The sequence below is a fragment of the Sphingomonas sp. KC8 genome, assembly GCF_002151445.1.
GTDB lineage: Bacteria > Pseudomonadota > Alphaproteobacteria > Sphingomonadales > Sphingomonadaceae > Sphingomonas_E.
Map to the genome: position 1 here is coordinate 2,965,314 of NZ_CP016306.1, position 24,780 is coordinate 2,990,093.

The following is a 24,780-nucleotide window of genomic DNA, read 5'->3' on the forward strand; positions in this document are numbered from 1 at the left end:
AATGTGAATTTGCAAAATTGCGAAGATGTGTTTTGCAGAATCATGCCGGAATGGCTGATATGGCCATCATCAAAGCGCGCGGAACCGCCTGACGGGTTTGCGGAATTGCGAAGGAGTGGTGGCAGATGGCGGGTGACGAGGGGCGGCCACTGCGCCATCGCCTGTTCGCGGGCGCCGAATTGCGCGCGCTGCGCCGGCGATCGGGGCTGGGGCAGGGCGCGATGGCGCAGCGGCTGGGATTATCGGTCAGCTATCTGTCGCAACTGGAGAATGACGACCGGCCGGTGACGCGCAAGGTGGCCGACGCACTGACCCGCGCCTTCCCGCTCGACTGGTCGGGCCAGGTGGACGATGCGGGGCGGCGGCTGGCGGCGATGCGCGACGCGATGGCCGATCCGCTGTTCGCCGACATGGCCGCCCCCGAAGCGCTGCATCGCGCGGTGGAGCAACAGCCCGACCTGGCCGAACGCTTCGTCCGCCTGCATGCGGCCTACCGGCGCGGCGAGATGCAGCGGCAGATGGCCGACGAGGCGATCGGCACGGGCGCCACCGGGGGCGGGCGGCTGCCATGGGAGGAGGTGCGCGACTGGTTTCACCTTGCGGGCAATTATGTCGACGGGATCGACCGCGCGGCCGAGGCGCTGGCGGGCGAGCTGGATGCGCAGCCGCTGGGCGAAGCGCTGATCGCGCATGTGCTGAAGGCCCGCCACGGGGTGGACGTGATCGCGTCGGACGACGAGGCGGCGGCGATGCGCCGGTTCGATCGCGCCCGCGGATTGCTGACCCTGGGCCGGGCGCTGCCCCCCGAAACACGCTGTTTCGCCCTGGCCCACCAATTGGCGCTGCTGGAATTTCGCGAGCCGATCGCCGGGGTGGCCCGCGACGCCGATTTGCGATCGAGCGAGGCGCAGACCTTGCTGTCGGTGGGCCTGGCCAATTATGCGGCGGGCGCACTGCTGATGCCCTATGATCGGTTCCGCGAAACGGCGCGCGCGCTGCGCCATGATATCGATCGGCTGTGCCAGCGTTTCGGGGTGAGTTTCGAGCAGGCGTGCCACCGCCTGTCGACCTTGCAGCGGCCGGGCGCGCGCGGCATCCCGTTCTTCTTCTGCCGGGTCGACATGGCGGGCAACATCACCAAGCGCCATTCGGCGACCCGGCTGCAATTTGCGCGGTTCGGCGGGGCGTGCCCGCTGTGGATCGTCCATGAAGCGGTGGCGATTCCCGATCGCGTGCTTGTCCAACTGGCCGAAACGCCCGACGGCGTGCGCTATGTCCAGATGGCCAAGGGGCTGGTGAAGGCATCGGGCAGCTATGCGCGCAGCCCACGCCGCTATGCCGTGGCGCTGGGATGCGAGGCGGATCACGCCGCCGAGTTCATCTATGCCGACGGGCTGGACGTCGCCAGCCGCGCCGCTGCGACGCCGATCGGCATTTCCTGCCGTCTGTGCCCGCGCCGCGATTGCGACCAGCGGGCATTCCCGCCTTCGGACCGGGCCATCCAGGTCGATCCCGATGTGCGCGACGTGGTGCCATATCGGGTGGCGTGACGGGCCGGGCTGCTCGACTTCGCGGGCGGCGGGCGGCATGGAGGGGCCGGCCGGATAGCGGCCGCGCTGCCGGAGATGCTGATGTCGCGCCTGATTCTTGCCCTGTTCGCCGCATTGGCGCTGGCGGCTCCCGCCCATGCCGGGCTGCGCGCCGTCTATGGATCGGCGGAAGAGAATAAGATGCTGGTCATCGAGGTATCCGATGCGGGCGACGTACGGATCGCGGAATCGGGCGACAGCAGCTTCGGCCTTTTGCTGGATGGGCAATTCTATGTCGTGTCGCGTCAACTGGATGGGTGGATGGCGGCACGGATCGGCGACGTGGCCACGGCGGTGGACCGCGCCGTGACACCGATCTTCGGCGATGCGCTGACCCACGCCGGCCCGGCCCGGCCCGCCGCCCGGCTCGTCACCGAGCGCAAGGGGACGCGGGTCGTAGGCGGGCGCGAAGGGCAGGTGTGGACCGTCGCCGGGATCGGCGGCATTAGCGAAGGCGCGCCGGCGGAATATGTGATGAACCAGGATGCGGATCTGAAGCCGGTGGGCCGCGCGCTTGAACAGTTCATGCATGCTGCGATCATTCCCGGCGCCCCGTTGATGGGCAGCGGCGCCGCCGAGCTGATCGAGGAAACACGGGCGATCTTCGCGCTGGGCACGCCGATCGACGTGGGTGGGCGGTTCCAGCTGCGCTATGTCGAGCCGGTGGCGCTGGATGCGGCGCGTTTTGCCTTGCCGGTCAAGCCGGCAACGGTGGACGAACTGATCGCAGCCATGCCGCGGGCGAAATAGAGGCTCGATAATCGATAAATAACGGCCTAGTTGGCCTCGATATGTTGTTGCCCACTGTCCCTGTCCGCGTATGAAGCGTCAATTGCTGAGAACCGTTCTGGGTTCGCCGTGGTGGTTGATTCAACTTGTTACGGGCGCAAAATCATTTCGGGATAATCCGTTCATTGGGTCGCGCCGGCTGAATCGGTGGGGGTTGCATGCGTCGCGCGTCCGCGTGGCGCACGCCATGGCGCGGTGGCGGCGGGCGCGGATGGCGCATCGGCTGACCCCGGAACATCGGGCGCAATTCGATGCGAACGGCTTTGTCCGGATTGATGATGTCCTGCCGCCGGGGGAGTTTGAAGCGCTGCGCCGGGCCATTCTGGAAACGCCCCTGCCGGCGCGCGAAATGCTGCAGGGTGATACGATCACACGCCGGATCGCGGTGGACCCTGAACTGCTGCGCGCGGCGCCCGGGTTGAAAGGCCTGCTGGCATCGCCGGCGTGGCGCGGGCTGACGCGCTATATCGCGAGTTTCGACAGCGAACCGCTATATTATGTGCAGACGATCCTGACGCGCCGCGCCGACGCGCCACTCGATCCGCAGACCGATCTGCACGCCGATGCGTTCCATCCATCGATGAAGGCGTGGTTTTTCCTGACCGACGTGGCGGCAGAAGATGGTCCCTTCACCTATGTTCCGGGGTCGCATCGCCTGACGCCGGAGCGGCTGGCGTGGGAACGAGCGAAGAGCGAAATCGTCCGCGACAGTGGCGATTATCTGTCGTCGCGCGGATCGTTCCGGATCAGCCCTGGCGAAGTCGCGTCGCTTGGCCTGCCGCCGGTGTGCAGCCTTGCGGTGAAGGCGAATACGCTGGTGGTGGCGGATACGTTCGGTTTTCATGCCCGCGGGATCGCCGGCCGGCCGTCGCTGCGGATCGAAATCTGGGCCTATGGCCGGCGCAACCCTTATTATCCGTGGAAGGGGCTGGATCCGCTCACCCTGCCGGGAATCGCGGAGCGCCGCGTGCCGCTGATGTGGGCGGCGCGCGACCGGCTGGTGCGGTTCATGGGGCAGCCGTGGCGCAGTGTCGGCCGCATTCGGCCCGACGCACAATAGATGCGATGTATCGCCAATTGAGGGCGTTCTATCGTGCAAAATGCGTTGGTGACTTGCCATTATATTGGAATATTCTATAAATTCGGTAGTTTGGAAGAGATTGCGTTACATTGAACATGCTCGCTGCATCAGTTCTTGATGCCAATTCAATCGGCGCGTCTGTGATTCGGCAGGAGGCTCAGGGTCTCGCCGATCTTGCGTCCGGTCTTGACCTCAATTTTGCCAGCGCCGTCGATTGTATCGTTTCGACTGGCGGGCGTGTCATCGTTGCTGGGATCGGCAAATCGGGGCTGATCTGCCGCAAGATCGCTGCGACCCTGTCGGCAACCGGATCGGCCGCCTTCTTCCTCCATCCGGCCGAAGCGTCGCATGGGGACCTGGGGTCGCTGAAGGTCGGCGATACGTTGCTGGTCCTGTCCAATTCGGGCGCGACGCCGGAATTGCGGCCGATGGTGGCCTATGCCCGGCATATCGGCGTGCCGATTATCGCCGTCGCGTCCGAAGCCCGGTCGGAACTGATGGTTCAGGCAGATATCCCGATTCTGTTGCCGAAGGTGGCCGAGGCCTGCCCCGAACGGATCGCGCCGACGACATCGACGACGATGATGCTGGCGCTGGGCGATGCGCTGGCCATTGCGGCGATGCGGCTGCGCGGCACATCGCGCGAGGAACTGATCCGCTGGCATCCGGGCGGAAACATCGGCTGGCAGGCGCTTGCCGTGGGCCAGCTGATCCGCGCGGGCGATACGCTGCCGCTGGTGAAGGCAAGCACCGGGATGCGCGATGTCGTGATCGAAATGACGTCGATCGGCAAGGGGGCTGCCGGCGTGGTCGATGATGCCGGGAACCTGATCGGCGTGATCACGGACGGGGATTTGCGGCGATCGTTCGATCGGATGCTCGTTGCCAAGGCCGAGGAAGTGATGACACGCGATCCGAAAACCGTTGGCGCGGATGTCACCGTCGAACAGGCCAGGGAATTGATGATCGATAACCGGATCACCGTGGTGTTCGTCATGGACCGCGATAATCCCCGCAAGCCGGCGGGATTGATCCACATCCACGACCTGGCGATCGCATCCTGACGGGACCGCGATCATGACAGCGTCGAGCGCGTCTTCCGCAGTTTCCATTATCATCCCGGCGCGTTTCCAGTCGACGCGATATCCGGGCAAGCCGCTTGCACCCATTCGTGGTGCGACCGGGGTGGCCAAGCCGCTGATCCAGCGCAGCTATGAAGCGGCATGTGCGGTGGCGGGCGCCGGATCGGTTCATGTCGCGACCGACGATTCCCAGGTCGCGGCGGCAGCGGGCGCCTTTGGCGCATCGGTGATCATGACCCCCGAAAGTTGCGCCAACGGCACCGAACGGGTTGCCGCGGCGCTTGCCGGCCTGCCCGACATCACCGAAATTCTGATAAACTTTCAAGGGGATGCGCTGCTGACGCCGCCCGCGTTCGTGGACGCGTTGATCGCGCATATGACGGCCCATCCGGAATGCCCGGTATCGACCGTCGCTGTGCGCTGTACGCCGACGGCCTATCAGCACCTGTTGGCCGATCAGGCGGCGGGCCGCAGCGGGGGAACAACCGTCGTCGTCGATGCGTTGGGACGGGCGCTCTATTTCTCGAAACGGGTGATCCCCTTCATCGCGCCGGGGAGCCACGCGGAGATTGATTGCCCGGTGTTGATGCATCTCGGCCTCTATGCCTATCGCCGCCCGGCGCTTCGCGCGTACCAGGCGGCTGCGCCGTCGCCGGCCGAAGGGCATGAAGGGCTGGAGCAGTTGCGCTTCCTGCATCATGGCGTGCCGATGACCGTCATTACCTGCGATCCGCCCGGATGGGATGTGATCGAACTCAACAATCCGACCGACATGGCGCCGATCGAGGCGATCCTTGCTGCGCGAGATATGATTTGAAGGGCGATTGATGCGTATCGCGGGACAAGATGTTGGACGCGGCCACCCGATTTTCCTGATCGCCGGCCCGTGCGTGATCGAATCCGAGGCGCTGGCGCTGCGCGTGGCCGAAGCGCTGCGCGGCATCGCTGACCGGCTGGGGCTGTTCCTCGTCTACAAGAGCAGTTTCGACAAGGCGAACCGCAGCTCGGGGGCGTCCTATCGCGGCCCGGGCGAACAGGAAGGCCTGCGCATTCTGGAAAAGGTGCGCGCCGAAATCGGGCTGCCGCTGCTTACCGACATCCATACGCCCGAACAGGCGCGCGCGGCCGCCGACGTGGTCGATATCATCCAGACGCCGGCCTTCCTGGCGCGCCAGACCGATCTGATCGTGGCGGCAGCGGCAACGGGCAAGCCGCTCAACATCAAGAAGGCGCAGTTCATGGCGCCGGCCGACATGCAGCAGGTCGTCACCAAGGCGCAGGCCGCCGCTGCCGGCGCGGGTGTGACGCAGAACACAGTGCTGCTGACCGAACGTGGTACGACCTTTGGCTATAATAACCTTGTCGTCGACATGCGTGGGCTTGCAATCATGGCGGAAACCGGCTGCCCGGTGATCTTTGACGCGACCCATGCCGTGCAGCTGCCCGGCGGGTTGGGCGATCGTTCGGGTGGTGACCGCAGGTTCGTCCCGCTGCTGGCGCGCGCGGCGGTTGCAGCGGGGATCGACGGGCTGTTCATGGAAACCCATCCCGATCCCGACAAGGCCCTGTCGGACGGCCCCAATGCGTGGCCGCTTGATGGGCTGGAAGCCTTGCTGCGGTCGTTGCTGGCGCTTCGCGCGGCGACCGCGGATCACCCAATGTGATGGCGCAGGCCGGCATATCCTGGGCAGGTGATGATGCAGGCCTGCTTTTGCGTACGCCACCTTTCCCCGGTGCCGAAGCGCCGTCGATAGCCTGTCCCGTGGATCCCGCGCCTCGGCCGATCGGGGCGGCCGGCATCGGTACTGCCCTTCAGGCAATCCGCAAGGCGCGGGTGGGCGGCGCCTTCTGGGCGGCGCAGCCTGATTTCGACGGCGCGCGTAAACTGGTTGCCCGTCCGGCCAATATCGATCAGGCACGGGCGATGCTGACGCGGGCGACCGCCGAAGGAATGCGCGATCAGCTGGTGCTGTGGCTGCCGTCGGCGACGGTGGCGGCGTTGCCCGATCTGGCCGGCGTGCCGGCGATAATCGGCCCGTGCGATCCCTGGCATGTGATCGATAAGGCCGGGGCATTATGGCTGGATTCCGACGATTCCATCGCCTTGCTGGCGCGGATCGCGGAGCGGCCGGTATCGATTTGGGGCCAGGGCCGGTTTGCGGCGCTGACGGACGGCGATGCGGCCATGGTCGAGCGCGTCGCCACCGAACAATTGCTTGGGTGCGCGCGATATCGCTGCCCGTTCACCGGCCGCGATGCGGATCTGGCCGAAACGATTGATTTGCTGGATTACTGGCGCAGGTTGATCGATGCCAACCGGCCGATCGCGCTGGGCGCAGGCTTTGCCCGCTGGAAGCGGGAAATGGTGGCGCCCCTTTTATGGAATGGTTCCGACCCGGTTCGCTTCGTCGCGGCGACGGCGGATGCGCTGGCGGACGTGGCTTCCGATCAGGCGGTGGCACTGTGGAAATCGCGTGTCCCGCAGGCTTTTCTCGATGCGGTCGAGGCCAGAGGCTTGGCGGTTCACGAGGTTGAGGACGGCTTCATCCGATCGAGCGGGCTTGGCGCGAATTGCGTGCCGCCGCTGTCGATCGCCGTCGACCGGCTGGGCGTTCATTTCGATCCGCAACGGCCGAGCGAGCTTGAGCGCATCCTGGAAGAGGATGATTTTCCAGCAGATTTTCTCGACCGGGCGGAGCGGTTGCAAAGGACGATTCTTGCCTCGGGCATCAGCAAATATGGCGTTGCGCGCAAAGCAGTCGCGCGTCCCGCCGGATCGCGGCGGCATGTCCTGGTCACCGGGCAGGTCGAAGACGATCGATCCGTATTGACGGGTGGCGCCGATGTCGGCGGCAATCTGGGCCTGTTGCAGCGCGTGCGCGCCGAAGAGCCTGACGCCTTCATCATCTATAAACCACATCCCGACATATTGGCCGGACATCGCAAGGGGGCCGTGCCTGCGACGCAGGCCGCCGAATATGTGGATCTGATCATCGAGGATGCGCCGATATCGGCAATGCTGGACATGGTTGACAGCGTGCACGTGATGACATCGCTTGCCGGATTCGAAGCGTTGATCCGTGGCAAGGCAGTGACGACGCATGGCGTGCCATTTTATGCGGGATGGGGACTGACGCGGGATTTGGGAGTTGTTCCGGCGCGGCGCACACGTCATCGCAGCATCATGGAATTAATTGCCGCTGTATTGCTCGTCTATCCTCGCTATGTGGATCCCATGACGCGATTACCTTGTCCGCCCGAGATATTGATCGAACGCCTTGTCGCCGGCGTGCGGCGGCAGAGCTGGCCCACGGTGACGTTTCGGCGGCTGCAGGGGGCTGTGATGCGCCGTATTTCAAGGGTGGCCGCGGCATGAAGCTCGTCGAATTTCCCACGCGTTCCTTTTTGTTTCTGCAGGGACCGCCAGGCCCGTTTTTTGCGATGCTGGGCGAAGAGCTGCGCGCACGCGGCTGCAAGGTACACCGCATCAATCTGAACGGTGGCGACCGGAGCGATTGGCTCGAAGGCGGGGTCGATTATCGGGGGCGGTTGTCGCGATGGCCGATCTATGTGGATCGTTTCCTGCGCGAACATAATATCACCGACATCATGCTCTATGGCGATTGCCGGCCGATGCATCTGGCCGCGCACGGGATCGCCAAATTGCGCGGCGTGAACATCCACGTCCTGGAGGAAGGCTATATCCGGCCCGACTGGATGACGCTGGAGCCTGATGGTGTTAACGGGCGATCCAACCTGTCGCGGGATCCCAACTGGTTCCTCGAACAGGCACGGACATTGCCACCGGTGCCGAGTTTGCCGCCGATCACGGCCAGCTTCAGACGGCGCGCGTATGATTCCTATTGGCACTATCACCGCATCGTGACCGGGCGCCTGCGGTTTCCGTTCTACCGTCCGCATCGCCCCGGATCGATCCTCCTCGACGGCCTGGGCTGGCTCAACCGGTTCCGCCTGGCCAAGCGCCGCGCGCGGCAGGCCGAAGCGACATTGGCGGCGATCGAGGGCAAGGATTATTTCCTGTTCCCGCTGCAGCTGACCGCCGACTATCAGATTCGCGCGCATTCGCCGTTCGGCGACATGAAGACAGCGGCCGAATATGTGATGGAAAGCTTTGCCAAATGCGCGCCGCCGGGCGTGAAGCTGGTCATCAAGGAGCACCCGCTGGATTCCACCTTCTTCAACTGGCGGGCCTTTACGGAAAAAATGGCCCGGCGGCTGGGCTGCGCGGACCGGATACTCCATATCGACGGCGGCGATCTGGGGGCGATGTCGACCGCATCGTGCGGCATGGTCTGCGTCAACAGCACATCGGGCACCCTGGCGCTGGCCGGCGGGAAGCCGGTGATTGTGCTTGGCGATGCGATCTACGATATTCGCGGATTGACCGATCAGGGGACGCTTGATGCGTTCTGGAACGCACCGCGCGCGCCCGATCCCGCCATTTTCGATGCGTTCCACCGCGTGCTGGCCGATCGTTGCCTGGTGCGCGGCGGCCTTGCCAGCATGTCGGCCACCGAAATCCTTTTGGCCGGCGTCATCGACCGGCTGTTCGGTATTCAGGGGCTTGCGGTCAAACGAGACGATGCGGACGGCGAAGACAGGCATGCGGTGTCCATCACCGCGCGGCCCGGTCGCGGGCTAGGCCAGGGTATTCAGCCAGGCGTCGACACGGACGAAATGTTCTGGCCAAGTCGGCGCCCGATAGCCGACCATGCGGCTTAGCTGGGCGGCGCGGGCCGGGCTGTCCGGCCGCGCATAATCCTCGATTGCCGCGCGCCAGCCGAGCCCGTCCAGCGGATCGCGATAATCGGGAATGGCGCCGGCCAGTTCACGAAACACTGCGAGATCGCTGGCGATGACGGGTGTTCCGTGCCCGAGCGCTTCGACCAGAGGCATGCCAAAGCCCTCGGCAAATGAAGGAAAGAGCAGCGCTTGCGCATGATGCAGATGCCGGCTGAGTTCGGCATCGGTGCAGCGCGGCAATTCCACAACGTGCCCGCCCAGTTGCGTGGCGCGATCAAGAAGCGCCGTTGCCTGTTCGCATTCCCAGCCGCGCTTGCCGATGATTAACAAATTGGGCGCGGCAGCCCCCATTTCATGGACCAGCCGTACCCAGATCTGAAGCAGCAACAGATGATTTTTGCGGCCTTCGATCGTGCCGAGCATGACGAATTGCGGTGGCCCGCCGGCCGGTGCCGGTTCGTGGTGCCGAAGGGGCGTTGCGCCAAGCCACGCGACTGACGCCGGCGGCGGTGTGAGGCCGGCGGCGGCGGCGTGGGCAATCAATTCATCCAGCGTCGCTTGCGAGTTGCAGATGATCCCGGTGCCCGTGCGCAGCATGGTATCGACCCGCCGGGCGTGCCTGGCGGCTTCGCCGGCCCGGCAATATTCGGGATGGGTAAGCGGAATCAGATCGTGCAGCAGATAGATGGGCCGCACATCGGTGCCCGCAAGCGATGCCGAATATTCGGGCCGGTCCAGCCCGGTATGTCCGACGTTCAGATAGATCTGGCCGCGGCCGGACGGGGCCGGTTCCCACCGCCAGATCGATCGCAGCAGATGGCGGATGGCTGAGCGGCGGAACGGGGTGTTCGCATCAAGCAGGGATGCGAACAGGTCGACCGACAAGGCCGGCGACAATATTCGTCGGTTCCCGCGATACTGAACCACGGCGCGTGCGCGCTTCCTGTAGTGCGCGACATAGGCCAGGCACACCCGATCGATCCCGGTGGGCAGGCGCCCGGCCCACGCGCGCCAGATCAGGCGGCTGACGTCGAGAAGCAGGTCCGGCTGCGCGGTCATTTCCGGCTACCGTCCCGATAGTTTTGCGGCCATGTTCGGGGTGATTGCGCTTCGATCCTGGCGATCACGAATCCATGCTTTCAGTCCTTCGGGGCGCCCGCGGATTTCGCATCCGTACGGCCTGTATATCAGGGTTCCAGTCCCGCATCGGCCAGCCTGCCGCGGCGCCGCAGCGCGCGGAAGGTGGTGTTGAGGATGGGGTTGGACCAGCCGCAATTTGTCGCGAAATCGCGCTGCAGCGTCTGGTGGTGCAAATCGTGCGCGGCTGGTGTCATCAGCAGGTGCAGGCGACGCATCAGCCTGACGACTGGCGGGACATCGCCGCGATGGAGCGAGCCGTGGAAATATTGCGCGAAGGTGCCGCCGATGAGGAAGGTGATCAGCAATGCGGCCAGCCAGGCGGGAACCGGCGCATGCCAGTTGGCCAGATTGAGCAGCAGCGAAAAGGGCAGCGAGGCGGACAGCACGGTCGAGCCGACCTGGCGCAGCATCGATCGCCGGCCGAGCGCGTCGGGGCGCGGATGGTGATTCTTGAAATCATAGACGAGCCGTTCGATCGGCCCGATCCGGCCCAGCGTGGCATCGCGCAGCTGAAGATACTCGGCGGATTCGCGCGAGCCTTCGTAAAAATAGAGCCGATCCAGCCCCATATTGGGCCGGCAGGGGCGGTAATCCATGTACATGTGGATGATGCCGGAGACCATGTCGGCAAGATACCATCCGGCGATCGCGGCCGGGATCACGCGCCAGTCGAACCCAATCACCATCCAGCCGACATTGATAGCCAGCGAGATGAGGAAGGCGGCAAAAGCCAGCCTGACCCAGAAAAGGTTGAGACGCATAACCCACACCGTTCGCGCAAGGAGGCCTGTGCCTGCCAGTATCGCGGAACAAGCGGCTGTTATTCAATGGTCAAGATGCGCCGTGCCCAGGGTCGGCGGCGGAAATCTCCGCCGCCGGACCGAATCAGACGCGCATCGGCATCAGCACGTACAGCGCCGATGCCTTGTCATTTTCCCGAATCAGCGTGGGAGCGGCAGCATCGGCCAGATGCACTTCGACCAGATCGCCTTCGATCTGGGCGAGGATATCCATCAGATAGCGCGCGTTGAAGCCGATATCGAAGCTGTCGGCGGCATATTCACCGGGAACCTCTTCGGCAGCGGTGCCGTTTTCCGGGCTGGTGACCGACAGCGTGATCTTGTCGCGATCGAGCGTCATCTTGACCGCGCGGGTCTTTTCGCTGGCGATCGTGGCGACGCGATCGACGCCTTGCATGAAGCTCTTGGGATCGAGCTTGAGCAGCTTGTCGTTCGCGACCGGAATCACGCGCGAATAATCGGGGAAGGTGCCGTCGATCAGCTTCGAGGTGAGGATCGCGGTGCCCATGCCGAACCGGATCTTGGTGGCCGACAGCGTGACTTCGACCGAACCGTCGAGTTCGTCGAGCAGCTTGCGCAGTTCCGCCACGCATTTGCGCGGGATGATGACGTCGGGCATGCCAGCCGCGCCATCCGGGCGGGCGACGGTGACGCGCGCAAGGCGGTGGCCGTCGGTCGCCGCGGCCTTCAGCACGGGCTGGGCTTCGTCGGAGACGTGGAGGAAGATGCCGTTCAGATAATAGCGGGTTTCTTCGGTCGAGATCGCGAAGCGGGTCTTGTCGATGATCTGGCGCAGGGTTGCGGCCGGCAGTTCGAACTTGGTCGGCAGTTCGCCTTCGGCGATGACCGGGAAGTCATCGCGCGGCAAGGTCGGCAGGTTGAAGTTCGAGCGCCCGGCGACGATCTTCATCTTGCCGTCGGCGGCCGTCAGTTCGACCTGCGAACCTTCGGGCAGCTTGCGCGCGATTTCGAACAATGTGTGCGCGGAAACCGTGGTCGCGCCGGCGACGTCGACCGCAGCTTCGATCGTTTCGACGATCTGCAGATCCAGATCGGTCGCCATCAGGCGCAGGCCGCCTTCGGCCGCGGCCTCGATCAGCACGTTCGACAGGATGGGAATGGTGTTGCGCCGTTCCACCACTGACTGGACGTGGCTGAGGCTTTTCAACAGCGTCGCTCGCTCGATCGTAGCCTTCATACCTTCACCGGATCCCCGCAGTCTAAACGGATACGCGTTATAGCGTGGCTTATCGCGCCCGCCAGTGGGGGCGCACAAAAAAGGCCGGAGCGATGACGCCCCGGCCTTCCATGTTCGGTGAGCGGCTGACGGGCAGCCGCCCAGCCCGATCAGAAGCGGATGCCGAAGCCGCCGACAACCTGATGGCGCGACAGGTCCGCTTCATAGTTCGAGTAGCGATACTCGCCCTTGAGGAACATGTTGCCGCCGAGGGCGTATTCGACGCCGGCGCCGAGACGGACGCCATCGAAATTGGCGTTGCCAACCGGCGATTCGAGGCGGGCGTTGGTGTAGCCGGCCTTTGCGTACAGCAGCGACTGACCGACAACCGTGCCGACGCGCGCGCCGACATACAGATCACGATCGGACACGATGCCGGCGATCTTGGTGGTGGAATCGGTCACGTCGGCTTCGACGCCGAGGACAACCGGGCCGGCGTTGAAATCATAGCCGATGCCGACGCCATAAAGCAGACCATCCTGGTCGCTGATGGCCGGGGTGCTGACGACGTCATAGCCGATCAGGCCTTCAACGCGGAAACCGGTGAAGGTGGCTTCGTCCTGCGCGAGCGCGGGCGTGGCAAGGGCGATGGCTGCGACGGCAGCGACTGCGAAACGCTTCATACTGTAACTCCATGGATATGGTCGTGCCTTCACGGCATTTTTCTGGTCCCGAACGGGACGACCGCGGCGGGCTTTAGGCGGCGATAGAGGCCTGATCCAGCGGGAAATCGGCGATGTTGCTGATTGGCAACATGTCAAACACTTAAATTATAGATGAATTGGACATCTATATCACAGTTGTGATGCGCTAAAGACACGCATGCAAAAGGGCGGCGACGGCATGGCCATCACCGCCCTTTCGGCGACCCATATGGCCGGGATCAACCCGGCCACGCGGGATCAGAAGCGGAAGCCGAAACCGGCGAGCGCCTGGTGACGTTCAACGCCATGCTGGTAGTTGGAATAGCGATATTCGGCCTTCACGTAGGAATTGGGGCCAACCGCATATTCCGCACCGGCGCCGAGACGAACGCCATCGAGATTGCTGGCATCGGAGAGCACGCCCGTGCCATCGTCGAACGAGGCCTTGTAACGGGCGTTGGTGTAGCCGGCCTTGGCGTAGAGCAGCGTCGAGCCGCCGACGACCATGCCGGCGCGACCGCCGACATACAGGTCACGGCCAGCCTTGGCGCACAGGCGCGGATCGGCAAGGGTGGCGGCGCCGACGCAATCCTTGGCATCGGAATCGGTGAATTCGGCTTCGACACCGAACACGGTGTTGCCGCGCTGGAAATCATAGCCGGCGCCGATGCCGTACATCACACCGTCATCGCGGCCGCCATTGGCCTGGGTGCGATCCCAGCCGACAATGCCCTCAACGCGCGGACCGGCGAACGAGGCACCGTCCTGCGCCAGCGCCGGCGTGGCAGCCGTCGCAGAAGCGAGGAGGAGGGCGATTGCAACTTTACGCATAAACAGCTCCATCAGGTACTTGCCCCTCAACGCGGGGCGTGCCGGCTAAAGGCCACCCGGCACCTGTCGCTGGCATGAACGATATGTAAAGGAATCGAACCTGTTGCGCGGAAGCCACAATCAGCGGATGGATCGGTTCATGGGCAGGACGGGTGGCGAAACCGGCAATCGCATCTTCATCGCACGCCACGGCGAAACGGTATTCAATGCCGCGCGCCGCATCCAGGGCGGCCACATCCACACCCCGTTGACGCGTGCCGGTTTTGCGCAGGCGGATGCGATGGGCGCGGCGCTGGCCGCCTATCTGGGAGACGGGCCAAGACCGGCATTATGGGCGTCGGATACGGGCCGTGCGCTCCAGACGCTGGCGATCATCGCCGAACATCTGGGGCAGGACTGGCATCAGGCGCGCACCGATGCCCGACTGGGCGAAATCGATATGGGGGCATGGGGCGGGCGTTATTATGCGGATATCGCTGCTGAAGGCGGGCCGATCTTCGACCGCGGGAGCGGGCTGTTCGTCCGCCAGGCGCCGGGCGGGGAATGGTATGGCGATATTGCGCGCCGCCTGCGGGGGTGGCTTGATGACACCGCGCAAGAATGCGGGGATCGGCTGGCGATCATGCATGGGATTTCCGGCCGGGTGTTGCGGGGGCTGCTGACGGATATTCCGGTTCACCCGGACCATGGCGCACCGCTGGGCGATGGGCTGCCGCAAGGATCGATTTCGATGATCGTGGACGGACGCGAAACGGTGATCCACACAGGCGATGGGCATCACACAGCCGATAGGCAGGGGCCGGCATGAAGACGATCGCCGTCATGGGGCTGATCGCCCTTGCCGCCGGGCCAGCCGCAGCGGCGCGCGAACCGCTGGGCCTGTTCAACGGCTGGGCGGCGTTTCGCGATGCGACGCCGCCGCGCTGTTATGCCATCGCCGAACCGGTGGATGCGCCGGCCGGCGGCCAGTGGCGCCCGTTCGCGGCGATTGGCCATTGGCCGGGGCGGCAGATACGCGGACAATTCCACATCCGGTTGCGGGCCGCCAAGCAGACGGGCGTCGCCGTCACGCTGGCGATCGACGATCAGCATTTCACGCTGGTTTCCGGCGGGGCGGATGCCTGGGCGCCGGATGCCCGCGCCGATGCGGCGATCGTGGCGGCGATTCGCGGCGGTTCGCGGATGAGCGTCGCGGTGGTGGCACAGGACGGCAGGCGTGTTGTCGATCGGTATGAGTTGCGCGGCGCAGCCACCGCGATCGACGCGGCCGCCATCGCGTGCGCCCGACTGGGTTGAGCCGGCGGGGATCGCCGCCCAAAAGGGGATCGCTGGCCAAATCGGCCAAGTTTCACTACATGGGCGGCCATGAACGCCCCCATGCAGATTCCCGGCGGCATCGATCCGGTGCCGGTTCCTCGCGCGCAGGTGCCGCGCGCCGACGGCCGTACCGACCTGATCGGCCTGACCCGCGACCAGCTTCGCGCGTTGCTGGCCGATGCTGGGCTGGAGCCGAAGCAGGCGAAATTGCGGGCGAAACAGCTGTGGCACTGGATCTATAATCGCGGGGCGACCACCTTCGCGGTGATGACCGATATCGCCAAGACGATGCACCCGTGGCTGGACGAACGCTTCGTCATCGGCCGGCCCGAAGTGGTGCAGGCGCAGGTTTCGTCGGACGGGACGCGCAAATGGCTGCTGCGGTCGGACGATGGCCAGGATTATGAAATGGTCTTCATCCCCGATGCCGATCGGGGAACGCTGTGCGTATCGAGCCAGGTGGGCTGCACGCTCAACTGCCGTTTCTGTCACACCGGCACGATGAAGCTGGTCCGCAACCTGACCGCGGGCGAAATCGTCGGCCAGGTGATGCTGGCGCGTGACAGCTTGGGCGAATGGCCGAGCCAGCCCGAAGGCCGGATGCTCACCAACATCGTGATGATGGGCATGGGTGAGCCGCTGTATAATTTCGACAATGTCCGCGACGCGCTGAGCCTGGTGATGGACGGCGACGGGCTGGCCTTGTCCAAGCGCCGCATCACGCTTTCCACGTCGGGCGTGGTGCCGATGATGGAGAAAGCGGGCAAGGAAATCGGCGTCAACCTTGCCGTCTCGCTCCATGCGGTGACCAAGGAGATTCGCGACGAGATCGTCCCGATCAACCGCAAATACGGCATCGAGGAATTGCTGGCGGCGTGCGCTGCCTATCCGGGCGCGAACAATGCCCGGCGCATCACGTTCGAATATGTGATGCTGAAAGACAAGAATGACAGCGATGCCGATGCGCGCGAACTCGTTCGCCTGATCCGCCATTACAAGCTGCCGGCCAAGGTGAACCTGATTCCGTTCAACCCGTGGCCGGGCGTGCCGTACGAATGTTCGTCCGACGAACGGATCGCGCGATTCTCCGACATCATCTTCAAGGCGGGTATTTCGGCGCCGGTGCGCCAGCCGCGCGGACGCGACATCATGGCCGCGTGCGGGCAGCTGAAATCGGCGGCCGAAAAGATCAGCCGCGCCGAACTGGACCGGCGCGCGGAGGAAAAACAGGCCGCGCTCGGCTAGATTCGCCAGCGAAAAACGGTCTGGATCGCACGCCGGGGTGGCGCGCCCCCTTCCGCTTCGCGGTTGCCGGGGTTAACATGCATAAAGCCTGCCAATTCGGTGGCGCTAACGCTTTACCAACCCATTTCATGCGATTGGACCCCGGATGAGCGATACCAGCACCCTCGAACGAACCGGCGCCTTGCCCGAGGCGGATGGCATCGCACGGGGGCTTTCGATCGTCTCGATCGCCAAGGCGTATGATAAACGACAGGTGCTGTCGGACGTGTCGCTGGATGTGGCGCGGGGTGAAGTGGTCGGCCTGCTCGGCCCCAACGGCGCGGGCAAGACGACCTGCTTCTATTCGGTGATGGGGCTGGTGAAGCCCGATGCCGGGCGCATCCTGCTCGACGGGCAGGATATCACCCGCCTGCCGATGTACCGCCGCGCGATCCTGGGCCTGGGCTATCTGCCGCAGGAAACGTCGATCTTCCGCGGCCTGACCGTCGAACAGAATATCATGGCGGTGCTCGAAATGGTCGAGCCGGACAAGGATGTGCGCCGCGAACGGCTGAATACGCTCCTGGCCGATTTCCACATCGAACGGCTGCGCACGTCGCCGGCGATGGCGCTGTCGGGCGGCGAACGGCGGCGCTGCGAAATCGCCCGCGCGCTGGCGGCCGATCCATCGATCATGCTGCTGGACGAACCGTTCGCCGGGATCGATCCGATTTCGATCGCCGACATTCGCGATCTGGTGAAGGATCTCAAGCGCCGCGATATCGGCGTGCTGATCACCGATCATAATGTGCGGGAAACGCTGGATATCGTCGATCGCGCCTGCATCATCTATGACGGCCGCGTGCTATTTTCGGGCAGCCCGGCGGCGCTGGTCGCGGACGAAAATGTCCGCCGGCTCTATCTGGGCGAGGGTTTCGCCCTTTGACATGATGCGGATGCAGCGATCTTCGGCAGAACGGGAGCGCGGCTGATGGGGCTGGGGCCACGTCTGGACCTGCGCCAGAGCCAGTCGCTCGTCATGACGCCGCAGCTCCAGCAGGCGATCAAGTTGCTGGCGCTTTCCAACCTCGAAATCGAAGCCTTCATCGCCGAGGAGGTGGAAAAGAATCCGCTGCTGGAAGGCGGCGTCACCGAAAATGATCGCGGCCCGGAAATGTCGGCCGATGATGTGCGCGAGGCTGCCCCCGATTTTGCCGACAGCGGCGGCGGCGATGGCGATGCGCCGGACGAACCGGTGACGGCCGACCGGCTGATGGAAACGGGCGACGCCGGCACGGACGCGCCGCTCGACGTCGATTATGACGCCGAGGTGTTCCAGCATGACAGCGCGAGCGATTCGCAACGCGGACTGGACGGCGGCCTCGGGCTGGATGGCGGGCCGTCCGGCGGTGGTTTTTCGGAAGATGGACCCGATTTTTCGGCAATGGCGGGCGAAGTTTCGCTGCAGGATCATCTGCTGGCGCAGGCCGGAAGCTGCCTTTCGGGCAGTGATCTGGCCATCGCCGGCATCATCATCGACCTGATCGACGAGGCCGGCTATTTCACCGGATCGCCGCTGGAACTGGCGCAGCGGCTGGGCGCGCCGCTGGTGCAGATCGAACATGTTCTGGGCGTGATCCAGACATTCGAGCCGACCGGCGTGGGTGCGCGCACGTTGGCCGAATGCATCGCGCTGCAGGCCAGGGAAGCCGACCGCTACGATCCGGCGATGGCCAAGCTGATTGCCAATCTCGACCTGCTGGCGCGCGGCGCCTTGCCGCAACTGCGGCGGATGTGCGGCGTCGATGAAGAAGACATGGCGGACATGATCCGCGAACTGCGCAGCTATGATCCGAAACCCGGTCAGCGTTTCGGCAGCGCGCGTATCCAGCCGGTGACGCCCGATCTGTTCGTCAAGCAGATGCGAGGCGGCTGGGCGATCGAGCTTAATTCCGCGACGCTGCCACGCGTGCTGCTCAATCGCAGCTATTATGTCGAACTGGCGAACGGCCCGCAGGACAAGGCCAGCAAGGCCTGGCTGGCCGATTGCCTTGCCAGCGCCAACTGGCTGGTCAAGGCACTCGACCAGCGCGCGCGGACGATCCTGAAGGTGGCGACCGAACTGGTGCAGCAGCAGGAGGCGTTCTTCACGCAAGGGGTGGAGCATCTGCGCCCGCTGACGCTGAAGACGGTCGCCGACGCGATCGGCATGCACGAATCGACCGTCAGCCGCGTGACGTCGAACAAATATCTGTCGTGCGATCGCGGGCTGTTCGAACTCAAATATTTCTTCACCAGCGCGATTCAGGCCGCCGACGGGGGGGATGCGGTATCGGCCGAAGCGGTGAAGAGCCATATCGCCAAGCTGATCGCCGCCGAAGGCGATGACATCTTGTCCGATGACAAGCTGGTGGACCTGCTGAAAGGGCGGGGCTTTGATATCGCGCGGCGCACCGTCGCCAAATATCGCGAGGCGCTGGGCCTGGGATCGTCGGTGCAGCGCCGCCGCCAGCGGGCGCTGTCGCAGCACGCGGCCTGACAGCGGCCCTATCCGCGTAAATCACGGAGCGCCCGCCGCCATGTCGTTAACGGGGCCGAAACCGTGATCGTCTATCGATTCAGCCGTGGTGGATGCGATGTGACGGGGCACAATGACGGACATGACCGAAGCGCGGCGGGTGTGGGACGGGATCGGCGAATTGCTGTTCGCCCACCATCTGGAACCGACGCTGCCGAATATCGATCTGTGCCGCCGTTATGTGATCGGCGCCGATGAGGCGCTGGTCCGCAGCATCGACGAGGCGATGGCCCGCAACGGCGGGCTGACGCCTGCGACGATGGCCAGCCTGGTCGCGCTGCATAGCCGCGCGATCGCCACCGATGACATCATCCGTTTCGCACAGGAAACACGCGGCAAGGCCGATGAGGCCGCCGCCGCCATGGGTGAGGCGCATGGCGATACGCGGCGCTTTGCCACGGCGCTGGAGGCCGGCGCATCGACGCTGGCGACGGGCCACGGCCCCGAAGCGGCGATTGCGGATCTTTTGGTCGAAACCCGACTGATGACCGAGCGCGCCAAGGCCGCCGAAGAACGCATTCGCAAATCCGCGGTCGAGATTGACGAACTGCGCGCCCGACTGGCCGAAGCATCGCTGACCGCCAACAGCGACCCGCTGACCGGCCTGCCCAATCGCCGCGCGCTGGAACAGCGGTTGCGCAGCGCTTTCGATAGCGCCCGGACGGGGCGGAGCACCTTTTCGCTGGCGATCTGCGACATCGATCATTTCAAGCGGATCAATGATACGCACGGCCACCCGATCGGTGATCAGGTGATCAAGCTGATCGCGTCGTCGCTGTCCAAGGTGGGATCGGACAATCTGTTCGTCGCGCGCTATGGCGGCGAGGAGTTCGTGGTCGTGTTCGATGGGACGGAACCGGATGCGGCGCTCGACCAGCTCGACCAGATTCGCGCAACGGTCGCCGCGCGGCAGGTGACGCTGCGTCAGACCGGCGAGATTCTCGGCCGCGTGACATTTTCGTCGGGAATCGCCGGGATGCGGGGCCGCCGCGATACATCGGCGATGCTGAAGGCGGCCGATGAAGCGCTGTACCGCGCCAAACATGAAGGCCGCAATCGGATCTGCCTGGCCAATTAACCGGCCGCGCCAACGGGGTTTCAGTTCCACGTCAAAAGCCTTTAGGAGGCGGCATGGCCGTCGTCCGCCTCGCGCTTACCGATTTTCGTTCCTACGCCCAGGCGGATATCGCCTGCGGGCAGGGCCTGGTTGTGCTGACCGGCGAAAATGGCGCAGGCAAGACCAATATCCTTGAGGCGATATCGCTGCTGGCACCGGGCCGCGGATTGCGCGGGGCCGCGCTGTCGACCATGGCGCGCGGCGACGGGCCGGGCGGGTTTGCGGTCGCGGCGCGCCTGATGGGCGACGTCGATATCGGCACCGGCACGCTGGCCACGGCCCCGGAACGACGGCAGGTGCGGATCAACGGCGCGACAGGATCGGCCAATGCGCTGTCCGAATGGCTGTCGGTGCTGTGGCTGACCCCGGCGATGGACCGGCTGTTCGTCGATCCGCCGAGTGGCCGGCGGCGCTTCCTCGATCGGCTGGCGCTGGCGCTGGAGCCGGGCCATGCCACCCATGCCGCGCGCTATGACGCGGCGATGCGCGCGCGCAACCGGCTGCTGGGCGACGCGCGGGAAAGTGGGCGGAGCGCCGATCCGGCGTGGCTGGCTTCGCTGGAAGTGGCGATGGTGGAGCATGGCGCGGCGCTGGCGGCGGCGCGTGCACGCACGGTCGCGGCGCTGGGCGATCGGCTGGCGGCGCAGGTGGAGGGGCCATTTGCACGGGCGGGGCTTGCGCTCGATGGATGGGCTTTTGCCGATGCCGACGGGTATCGGGCCGAACTGGCGGCGGGCCGCGCGCGCGATGCCGCCGCCGGGCGGACGCTGGCCGGCCCGCACCGCAGCGACCTGGCCGTCCGCCATCTTGGCAAGGGGCAGCCGGCGGAACGCGCATCGACGGGAGAACAAAAGGCACTGCTGCTTGGCATTATCCTCGCCCATGCCGATCTGGTGGCCGAGCGTGTCGGCCGCCGGCCGGTGCTGCTGCTGGACGAGGTGGCGGCGCATCTCGATCCCTTGCGCCGCGCGGCACTGTTCGCGCGGCTGGAGGCCGGTGGCGGCCAGGTGTGGATGACCGGAACGGAACCCGCGCTGTTTGCCGAGACACCGGCACACACCCAGCGGCTGACCATCGCCGCCGGGGCGGTAAACGGGGCCTGAGCCGCGCAAAAGTGCCGTTCGGGCCGGTCGCCGGGGGCCGCCCATTTCGCTTGGGTTCCGCCCGCCAATTCCCTATATGCTCGGCATGGCTAGCGAACCTCAGAACACCTCTTCCCAGAACGATTATGGCGCCGATTCGATCAAGGTCCTGAAGGGCCTTGATGCGGTGCGCAAACGCCCCGGCATGTATATCGGCGACACCGATGACGGTTCGGGCCTGCACCACATGGTGTTCGAGGTGTCCGACAACGCGATCGACGAGGCGCTGGCCGGCCATTGCGACCGGATTCTGATCACGCTGAATCCCGATGGTTCGGTTTCCGTCGAAGATAATGGGCGCGGCATTCCGACCGGCATCCATGCCGAGGAAGGCGTTTCGGCGGCCGAAGTCATCATGACCCAGCTTCATGCCGGCGGGAAATTCGACAACACGTCGGATTCGAACGCGTACAAGGTTTCGGGCGGTCTCCACGGCGTCGGCGTGTCGGTGGTCAACGCGCTCAGCGATTTCCTGGATCTCACCATCTGGCGCGATGGCGAGGAGCATTACATGCGGTTCGCACGGGGCGATGCGGTCGCCCCGCTCAAGGTGGTCGGGCCATCGAACGGCAAGAAGGGCACCCGCGTCACCTTCCTGCCGTCCACCGACACGTTCAAGAACGTCAACGAGTTCGATTTCGACAAGCTGGAACACCGGTATCGCGAACTGGCCTTCCTCAATTCGGGGGTGCGCCTGTTCCTGATCGACGCACGCCATGCCGAGAAGAAGGAGGTCGAGCTGTTCTATGAAGGCGGGATCGCCGCCTTCGTGAAATATCTCGATCGCGCCAAGACGCCGCTGATGCCCGATCCCGTTGCCATTTCCGGCAATCGTGACGATGTCGGCATCGACGTCGCGCTGGAATGGAATGATAGCTATTATGAGCAGGTTCTCTGCTTCACCAACAATATCCCGCAGCGCGATGGCGGCACGCACCTTGCGGCATTCCGCGCGGCGCTGACCCGCACGCTCAACGCCTATGCCGACAAGTCCGGCATGCTCAAGAAAGAAAAGGTCAGCCTGACCGGCGATGACATGCGCGAAGGGCTGACCGCGATCGTATCGGTCAAGCTGCCCGATCCGAAATTTTCAAGCCAGACCAAGGACAAGCTGGTTTCATCCGAAGTGCGCCAGCCGCTGGAAGCGCTGATGGCGGACAAGCTGGCCGACTGGCTGGAGGAAAATCCCGGCCATGCCCGTTCGATCATCCAGAAGGTGATCGATGCGGCAGCTGCGCGCGAAGCGGCCAAGCGCGCCCGCGAACTCACCCGGCGCAAGGGCGTGATGGATATCGCGTCGCTGCCCGGCAAGCTGGCCGATTGCCAGGAACGCGATCCCGCCAAATCCGAACTGTATCTGGTCGAAGGGGATTCGGCCGGTGGATCGGCCAAGCAGGGGCGCGACCGCAATTATCAGGCGATCCTGCCGCTGAAGGGCAAGATCCTCAACGTCGAACGCGCGCGGTTCGATCGCATGCTGTCGTCCAAGGAAATCGGCACGCTGATCCAGGCGCTGGGCACCGGCATTGGCCGCGACGATTTCAACATCGAAAAGCTGCGCTACCACAAGATCGTCATCATGACGGACGCCGACGTCGACGGCGCCCATATCCGCACCTTGCTCTTGACCTTCTTCTACCGGCAGATGCCCGAGATCATCGAGAAGGGGCACCTCTTCATCGCGCAGCCGCCGCTGTACAAGGTCGCCAAGGGGCGGTCGGAAGTCTATCTCAAGGATAATAGCGCGCTCGATGAGTATCTGGTCGATGCCGGTCTGGGTTCGATGGTGCTGGAAGGCGCCGGCGGCGCGCGTTCGGGCGAAGATCTGCGCGCCCTGATCGATCATGCACGGCGGATGCGCACGCTGATGGGCTATGTGCCGCGCCGCTATGACCCGGCGATCATCGAAGGGCTGGCGCTGACCGGCGCACTCGACCCGGCTGGTGGACAGGATGCCCACGAAGCGGCCGCTGCGCGGGTGGCGGCATGGCTTGGCCGGGCGGACGTGGAAGCCAGCTGGACCGGGACCGCAACGTCGGACGGCGGCTATCACCTCGTCCGGCTGTGGCGCGGGGTGAGCGATCACCATGTCGTCGACGGGGCGTTCGTGATGTCGCAGGAAGCGCGCAAGCTGCATGCGCTGGCGGCAGAACAGGCGGAAACCTATGCGGCGATCGCCCGGATCGTGGCGGTCAAGGCGGGGGAAAAGGCCGTCGAGACGGACGATGGCGACGAACCGGTGATCGATACGCGCGGCAAGCTCGTCAGCCGCCCGTCCGAACTGCTCGATGCGATTTTCGCGGCCGGGCGCAAGGGCCTGGCGATCAGCCGCTACAAGGGTCTTGGCGAAATGAACGCCGAACAATTGTGGGAAACGACGCTCGATCCGGCCAACCGTTCGATGCTGCAGGTCGAAGTGGCGCAGGCCGATGTCGCCGACGAGATCTTCACCCGCCTGATGGGCGACATCGTTGAACCGCGTCGCGAATTCATCCAGGAAAATGCGCTGTCGGTTGCCAATCTCGACGTTTGATCCGACGATTTGAGATGTGAAAAAGCCCACGGTCTGACGGAACACCCGCCCGACCGTGGGCTTTTTCTTAAACGCGCCAGCGCCCCCTTGGCGAAGGGGGCCGGTTACCGGCCGTTGCGTTCGCGCCGCCGGTCGAGCGCTTTCTTGGCGACATAGGCGCCGCCGAGGACGATGCCGAGCGGACCGAGGCGGCGCAGGCCACTGGCCGCGACGGCACCGATTGCAGCGCCCTTGACGCCGCTGCTGCCGTCGCGGCGATCGATTTCACGGCCGACGAGCGCACCGATAAGCTTGCCGATCATTCACAATCCTCCAATGGTTCGACAGCTAAAGCGCTTGGCCGGCCGTTCCGGTTCCGTCAGGCTGCCCAGGAAATGAGGTGCGAAATGTCGCCGCGCTCTTCCGGCTTGCGGCCGGCGGTGGCGAGCAGGTGCGATTCGATTTTGACATTGTCCGGGAACGGATCGACGAATTCGACGACACGATCATATTCGGTGCGCGACAGCTTCCACTGGCCGTCCACCCGGCGATATTCATCGCGATAGATGGCGGTGCCGTGGGTGCGGGTGCGCAGCGCGACGTTGACGAAGATGTCCTCGAGATACCAGATGCCTTCGGCGGTATCCTCGCCCGTCAGGGTGATTTCGGGCTGGTGGCCCTGATGCATCGCCGCACAATCCGAATTGAACGAATTGGCGAGGAATTCGAGCATGTTTTCGCGGCCGGCCAGTTTCACCTTATAGGCGCCACCACGATATTCGACCGTGATGTCATCGGTGAACATGTTGCTGAGCAAGGCCATGTCGGCGGTGTCGATGGCGCGGAAATAGCGGTGCTTGAGGGTGCGGATATCTTCGAAATCCGAAAGCTGTTGCAGCGTGTAGGCCATGATGCTCTCCTGAAATTTGGATT

At 64.7% G+C, this 24,780-nt stretch carries 23 protein-coding genes; 16 read left to right on the forward strand and 7 right to left on the reverse strand.

What is annotated here, in order from left to right; genetic code table 11:
* Window positions 1-125 precede the first annotated feature (125 nt).
* The 8 genes from KC8_RS13925 to KC8_RS13960 all read left to right on the forward strand — a co-directional run bounded on the left by KC8_RS13925 (window position 126) and on the right by KC8_RS13960 (window position 9,284).
* The gene (locus tag KC8_RS13925; RefSeq protein ID WP_010124050.1) at window positions 126-1,550 is read left to right on the forward strand and encodes a helix-turn-helix domain-containing protein; all 1,425 of its coding nucleotides are present in this window, start codon (window positions 126-128) and stop codon (window positions 1,548-1,550) included.
* A gap of 81 nt (window positions 1,551-1,631) precedes the next feature.
* On the forward strand, window positions 1,632-2,339 hold the full coding sequence (locus KC8_RS13930) for a hypothetical protein (RefSeq protein ID WP_037495503.1): 708 nt from the start codon (window positions 1,632-1,634) through the stop codon (window positions 2,337-2,339).
* Between the two features lie 70 nt (window positions 2,340-2,409).
* A complete protein-coding gene (locus KC8_RS13935; RefSeq protein WP_029624326.1) occupies window positions 2,410-3,438 on the forward strand; it encodes a phytanoyl-CoA dioxygenase family protein in 1,029 nt (342 codons plus the stop codon).
* Between the two features lie 161 nt (window positions 3,439-3,599).
* Window positions 3,600-4,523: a KpsF/GutQ family sugar-phosphate isomerase gene (locus tag KC8_RS13940; protein WP_232455548.1), complete on the forward strand. Its 924-nt coding sequence runs from the start codon at window positions 3,600-3,602 to the stop codon at window positions 4,521-4,523.
* Window positions 4,524-4,536: 13 nt separating this feature from the next.
* On the forward strand, window positions 4,537-5,358 hold the full coding sequence (locus KC8_RS13945; RefSeq protein ID WP_010124054.1) for a 3-deoxy-manno-octulosonate cytidylyltransferase: 822 nt from the start codon (window positions 4,537-4,539) through the stop codon (window positions 5,356-5,358).
* Window positions 5,359-5,368: 10 nt separating this feature from the next.
* Window positions 5,369-6,205 carry a 3-deoxy-8-phosphooctulonate synthase gene (kdsA, locus tag KC8_RS13950; RefSeq protein WP_010124055.1) on the forward strand — a complete coding sequence of 279 codons (837 nt, stop codon included), beginning with the start codon at window positions 5,369-5,371 and terminating at the stop codon, window positions 6,203-6,205.
* A 98-nt stretch (window positions 6,206-6,303) separates the two neighbouring features.
* Window positions 6,304-7,917 carry a capsular polysaccharide export protein, LipB/KpsS family gene (locus KC8_RS13955; RefSeq protein ID WP_232455549.1) on the forward strand — a complete coding sequence of 538 codons (1,614 nt, stop codon included), beginning with the start codon at window positions 6,304-6,306 and terminating at the stop codon, window positions 7,915-7,917.
* Window positions 7,914-9,284: a capsule biosynthesis protein gene (locus tag KC8_RS13960; protein ID WP_010124057.1), complete on the forward strand. Its 1,371-nt coding sequence runs from the start codon at window positions 7,914-7,916 to the stop codon at window positions 9,282-9,284. Before KC8_RS13955 ends, KC8_RS13960 begins: the two co-directional genes overlap by 4 nt.
* Here KC8_RS13960 and KC8_RS13965 read toward each other — a convergent pair.
* From KC8_RS13965 to KC8_RS13985, 5 genes are all read right to left on the reverse strand, one after another.
* A complete protein-coding gene (locus KC8_RS13965; RefSeq protein WP_010124059.1) occupies window positions 9,201-10,364 on the reverse strand; it encodes a glycosyltransferase family 4 protein in 1,164 nt (387 codons plus the stop codon). The two genes, KC8_RS13960 and KC8_RS13965, sit on opposite strands and share 84 nt — an antisense overlap.
* A 128-nt stretch (window positions 10,365-10,492) precedes the next feature.
* A complete protein-coding gene (locus tag KC8_RS13970) occupies window positions 10,493-11,206 on the reverse strand; it encodes a fatty acid desaturase CarF family protein (protein ID WP_010124060.1) in 714 nt (237 codons plus the stop codon).
* A gap of 124 nt (window positions 11,207-11,330) precedes the next feature.
* Complete coding sequence (gene dnaN / locus KC8_RS13975) at window positions 11,331-12,443, reverse strand: DNA polymerase III subunit beta (RefSeq protein WP_010124061.1); 1,113 nt, start codon at window positions 12,441-12,443, stop codon at window positions 11,331-11,333.
* 149 nt (window positions 12,444-12,592) lie between these two features.
* On the reverse strand, window positions 12,593-13,105 hold the full coding sequence (locus KC8_RS13980) for an outer membrane protein (RefSeq protein ID WP_010124062.1): 513 nt from the start codon (window positions 13,103-13,105) through the stop codon (window positions 12,593-12,595).
* 279 nt (window positions 13,106-13,384) lie between these two features.
* Window positions 13,385-13,957 (reverse strand): outer membrane protein, encoded by a 573-nt coding sequence (locus KC8_RS13985; protein ID WP_010124063.1) that lies wholly within the window; start codon window positions 13,955-13,957, stop codon window positions 13,385-13,387.
* Window positions 13,958-14,096: 139 nt separating this feature from the next.
* Between KC8_RS13985 and KC8_RS13990 the strand changes: the two genes are divergently transcribed.
* From KC8_RS13990 to gyrB, 8 genes are all read left to right on the forward strand, one after another.
* Window positions 14,097-14,765 (forward strand): histidine phosphatase family protein, encoded by a 669-nt coding sequence (locus KC8_RS13990; protein WP_192807684.1) that lies wholly within the window; start codon window positions 14,097-14,099, stop codon window positions 14,763-14,765.
* Window positions 14,762-15,253, forward strand: coding sequence for an invasion associated locus B family protein (locus KC8_RS13995; RefSeq protein ID WP_010124067.1), 492 nt, complete (start codon window positions 14,762-14,764; stop codon window positions 15,251-15,253). The genes KC8_RS13990 and KC8_RS13995 overlap by 4 nt, the downstream gene beginning before the upstream one ends.
* 69 nt (window positions 15,254-15,322) lie before the next feature.
* Window positions 15,323-16,519 carry a 23S rRNA (adenine(2503)-C(2))-methyltransferase RlmN gene (gene rlmN, locus KC8_RS14000; protein WP_037495471.1) on the forward strand — a complete coding sequence of 399 codons (1,197 nt, stop codon included), beginning with the start codon at window positions 15,323-15,325 and terminating at the stop codon, window positions 16,517-16,519.
* A 145-nt stretch (window positions 16,520-16,664) separates the two neighbouring features.
* Window positions 16,665-17,444, forward strand: coding sequence for an LPS export ABC transporter ATP-binding protein (lptB, locus tag KC8_RS14005; protein WP_010124070.1), 780 nt, complete (start codon window positions 16,665-16,667; stop codon window positions 17,442-17,444).
* Between the two features lie 45 nt (window positions 17,445-17,489).
* The gene (gene rpoN / locus KC8_RS14010; RefSeq protein ID WP_010124072.1) at window positions 17,490-19,037 is read left to right on the forward strand and encodes an RNA polymerase factor sigma-54; all 1,548 of its coding nucleotides are present in this window, start codon (window positions 17,490-17,492) and stop codon (window positions 19,035-19,037) included.
* Between the two features lie 112 nt (window positions 19,038-19,149).
* Entirely contained in the window at window positions 19,150-20,154 is a 1,005-nt protein-coding gene (locus KC8_RS14015) for a GGDEF domain-containing protein (protein WP_138956614.1), read from the forward strand.
* A gap of 53 nt (window positions 20,155-20,207) precedes the next feature.
* Complete coding sequence (recF, locus tag KC8_RS14020; RefSeq protein ID WP_010124076.1) at window positions 20,208-21,296, forward strand: DNA replication/repair protein RecF; 1,089 nt, start codon at window positions 20,208-20,210, stop codon at window positions 21,294-21,296.
* Window positions 21,297-21,381: 85 nt separating this feature from the next.
* Entirely contained in the window at window positions 21,382-23,868 is a 2,487-nt protein-coding gene (gene gyrB, locus KC8_RS14025) for a DNA topoisomerase (ATP-hydrolyzing) subunit B (RefSeq protein ID WP_029624329.1), read from the forward strand.
* A gap of 104 nt (window positions 23,869-23,972) precedes the next feature.
* On the opposite strand, the gene KC8_RS14030 is transcribed toward gyrB, so the two are convergent.
* Both KC8_RS14030 and KC8_RS14035 read right to left on the reverse strand, forming a co-directional pair.
* Window positions 23,973-24,170, reverse strand: a complete 198-nt coding sequence (locus KC8_RS14030; protein ID WP_010124080.1) for a hypothetical protein — start codon at window positions 24,168-24,170, stop codon at window positions 23,973-23,975.
* A gap of 56 nt (window positions 24,171-24,226) precedes the next feature.
* The gene (locus KC8_RS14035) at window positions 24,227-24,757 is read right to left on the reverse strand and encodes a nuclear transport factor 2 family protein (protein ID WP_010124081.1); all 531 of its coding nucleotides are present in this window, start codon (window positions 24,755-24,757) and stop codon (window positions 24,227-24,229) included.
* Between the last annotated feature and the right edge of the window lie 23 nt (window positions 24,758-24,780).